Origin of the sequence: Mesorhizobium sp. M4B.F.Ca.ET.089.01.1.1 (assembly GCF_004022605.1) — a bacterium.
Classification (GTDB): domain Bacteria; phylum Pseudomonadota; class Alphaproteobacteria; order Rhizobiales; family Rhizobiaceae; genus Mesorhizobium; species Mesorhizobium abyssinicae.
In genome coordinates this window covers 1-3,472 of record NZ_RZOS01000532.1, presented here as the reverse complement: position 1 = coordinate 3,472, position 3,472 = coordinate 1, and the positions used below count along the sequence as shown (strand labels likewise).

Genomic DNA, 3,472 nt, shown 5'->3' with positions numbered 1-3,472 from the left:
GTAGTCGGTCGGCAGGATCTGCGTCTGGCCGATCTCGCCGGCCCAGGCGCCGGTCACGTCGGCCGGCAGCACGCCGCGATCGATCAGCGTCAGCAAAGGCACGAGCTGGGGGCGGAAAAGCTGCGGCCGGCGGCAGTCATGCGAGAGCGTCACCAGCGCGCTCAGCGTGTGGAAATCGCCCTGGACGGCGCCGAAGTCGGTCTCGAGCGCCCAGAAGGCGGCGATGACGGGCGCCTGGACGCCGAATTCCTGGTCGGCGCGGGCGAAGACGTCGGCGTATTTCTTCAGATTGGCCGCGCCCTGCTTCAGGCGGTAGGTCGAGATCATGCGGTTGGAGAATTCGGTGAAGGTCTGAGTGAAGACGCCCTGGGCGCGGTCGCGCGCCAGGACCTTGTCGTCGAGGCTCGCCTGTTCCAGCGCGCTCAGGCCGACGGCGCCGACGCCGGCCGCCTTGGCTTCCGCCGCCACGCCCTGTTTCCAGGTGTTGAAATCGTCCCCGCACTCCTGCGCCGCCGCCGGCCAGGCAAGAGCGCCGACAAACAGCGCCGCCAAGATTTCAACACGCAATCGCATCGCTTCCCTTTCGAAACCGGCGCACGCCCCGCCGAACCCGAACCGGTTCTGGCCAGGACCATGCGTGAATTCAAAGCTCAGGAGCGTCCTCGGGCACCCGCCTGGTACGCCGCTCCGGACTGCCAGCAGCTCAATACATCGCCGCTGGTCGTGTCGAAAAGCAGGCAGGACGGCTTATGTCAACGGGTGTTCTGCCGCAGCCACCTGTTCCAGGCGGCTTCCGAGCCGTTGAAAACGTTGATATCGGATTTGCCGGTCATGCCCGGAACGATGCCGGTTCCGGTATATTGCCAGAAGGTGAAGGGGTGGCTGCCGTACTTCTGGCGCGGATGGCCGGCGACCGAGCGCAGCCAGTAAGGGTAGCCGCGGAAGTTCGCCAGGCCGTTGTCGTCGAAGAAGTCGATCGAGGTGTAGATGATCGGCTTCTTGCCGTAGTGCCGCTCGACCATTTCGAGGAAAGTCGTCATTTCCGCGCGCACGGTGGCCGGGTCGGGACGCAGCCGGCAGGTCGGCGATTTCGGGTTCCATTCCATGTCCAGCACCGGCGGCATCGCGGAACGGTCTTTCGGGACATTGGCGATGAACCAGCGCGCCTGGGTGGCGGCGGGCGTGCAGAAATAGAAGAAATGATAGGCGGCGCGCGGAATCGCCGAGGCCTTGGTGCGCGCCCAATGCTCGTTGAAATACTCGTCGAAGCGGTCGCCGCCTTCGGTCGCCTTGATGAACGCGAAGGAAATGCCGCTCGCCTTGGCCGCCGGCCAGTCCACGGATGTCTGGTATTTGGAGACATCGGTGCCGTGGATGGCGTAGTTCCACGGCGCGCCGCTGTCCCACTCGTGCGGCTTGGAGTCCTCGAAGCGCGGCGCGCGCACCGCAACCATCGGACTGCTCGAGGACATCACCGGCGTGAGGTCGTCGACGGTCGAGCAGGCGCCCAGCAGCGTCAGCATGATGAGAGCCGCAAGACGGCGCATCGCTACTCCTGAGCCGGGTTCAGCCGGCCGCTGATGGGTCGTTGCAGATGGCCCCCTTTGCAAGGCCCGCCGGACGATCGCCCCACAGGATCGTCCAGCCCTCTCCGTTGATCGCCGATCATGGTTGATATTCGGTTGACGGCGCTCGACAACAGCCGCGATTTTGAGGCAGCAATGGCGGCAAATCGATGGCATAAATCGGGCGCCACACGCAGGGGGTGAGATGCGGATCGTCGTCAAGATCGTCAAATGGCTGTTCGGCCTGGTCGTGCTGGCGATAGTCGCGCTGGTCGCCTGGCTCTATGTCGCGCCGCCCGAATTGATCCGCGTCGGTTCCGGCTATTCGGCCAAGATCGTGTGCTCGAACGTCTTCATCGCCGGGCGCGACGCCAACGAGGTGCTCGCCGTCGACGTCCAGGCGCCGGGCCATCCGCTGCTCAGGCTGATGAAGGTGTCGGTCGACAAGGAACGCGGCATGGTGTCGGCAGGCCTGTTCGGCGTGCTCGGCAAAAGTGTCGCCGTCGCGCGCGACGGACTGGGCTGCGCCGCGGTCCCGGACGGCAACACCGGCAAGGCGAGGCAGACGGCGATCTACGCCGAGCCGGCCGCCACCAGGCAGGATGCGCTGTGGCCGGAGGGCGAACGGGTCGACGCCTCGCAGAATCCAGCGATCGCGAAAATCGTCGACGATGCGGCGATGGCCGGCGCCGGCATGCGCGCCGTGGTCGTGGTGAAGAACGGCCATATCGTCGCCGAGCGCTATGGCGAGGGCTTTTCGGGAAAGACGCCGCTGCTCGGCTGGTCGATGACCAAGACGGTCAATGCCGCGATCGTCGGCACGCTCGTCAAGGACGGCAAGATGGCGATCGACAACAAGGGCCTGTTCGCGCCTTGGAAGGCGGACGGCCGCGCCGCCATCAGCCTTGCCGACCTGATGGCGATGTCGAGCGGGCTGGAGTTCAACGAGGATTACGGCGACGTCGCCGATGTGACGCGCATGCTCTATCTCGAACCTGACATGGCCGGCTTCGCCGAAGCCAAGCCGCTGACGGGCGAGGTGGGCAAGGTGTTTTCCTATTCGAGCGGCACGGCGGTGATGCTGTCGCGGCTGTGGCAGGACGCCATCGGCGACAAGGCGAAGGCGCTAACCTGGCCGCGGACGGCGCTGTTCGAGCCGATCGGCATGCACAGCGCCGTGCTCGAGACCGACGAGCAGGGCAGCTTTGTCGGCTCGTCCTATCTCTACGCCACGGCGCAGGACTGGGCGCGCTTCGGCCAGTTCCTGCTGCAGGGCGGGGCCTGGAACGGCAATCAGGTGCTGCCCGCCGGCTTCGTCGACTGGATGCGGGAGCCGGCGGCGGCCTCGAAGGTCTACGGCAAGGGCCAGGTATGGATCGAAGGGCCGGGCGATGAGGAGAACCCCGGAGCCGGCGCTGCGGCCGGCCTGCCCGAGGACACCTACTGGATGGAAGGCCATGACGGGCAGACGGTCGCCATCATTCCGTCGGAGCAGTTGGTGGTGGTGCGGCTTGGCCTGACGCCGGCCAAGCTTGGCTATCGACCGCAGGCGATGCTGGGAGCGCTGGTCAAGGCGCTGCACTGACTACTTGGCTGCGCCGATCACCCCAAGCCAGGCGTAGCCGCGATAAAGCGTTCTGAAATGGAAGCTTGCGCCGGTTCGCCGAGATTCCGATTCCAGGACTTCGCGCAGCGTCTCACGCGGCGTGACGTGGAATTTCTTGAGCCAGCCGCGCAGCAGCGCGCGGAACCAGCGCGGCAGGCCCTCCTGCTGGCCGAAATCGACGACATGCAGCGAATTGCCAGGCGCCAGGGCGGCGAGCGCCTCGGAAACTGTCTTTTCCCAGCCGGGGATCATCGACAGTGAATAAGACACGAAGACGCGGTCGAAACGCGCGACGCCAAAC

Annotated in this window: 3 protein-coding genes and 1 pseudogene; 1 reads left to right on the top strand and 3 read right to left on the bottom strand. The window is 65.8% G+C overall.

Annotated elements, in window-relative coordinates; all coding sequences use genetic code 11:
* Both EN780_RS30050 and EN780_RS30045 read right to left on the bottom strand, forming a co-directional pair.
* Window positions 1–573, bottom strand: a 573-nt coding sequence (locus EN780_RS30050) for a lytic transglycosylase domain-containing protein (RefSeq protein ID WP_189556855.1), incomplete at its 3' end; no start/stop codon positions are given.
* Window positions 574–752: 179 nt separating this feature from the next.
* Window positions 753–1,547, bottom strand: a complete 795-nt coding sequence (locus EN780_RS30045) for a GH25 family lysozyme (RefSeq protein ID WP_127285026.1) — start codon at window positions 1,545–1,547, stop codon at window positions 753–755.
* A 223-nt stretch (window positions 1,548–1,770) separates the two neighbouring features.
* Here EN780_RS30045 and EN780_RS30040 point away from each other — a divergent pair, with 223 nt between their 5' ends.
* Window positions 1,771–3,150: a serine hydrolase gene (locus EN780_RS30040; protein WP_128276102.1), complete on the top strand. Its 1,380-nt coding sequence runs from the start codon at window positions 1,771–1,773 to the stop codon at window positions 3,148–3,150.
* Here EN780_RS30040 and EN780_RS30035 read toward each other — a convergent pair.
* Window positions 3,151–3,472, bottom strand: a pseudogene (locus tag EN780_RS30035) (SAM-dependent methyltransferase); the annotation flags it as partial.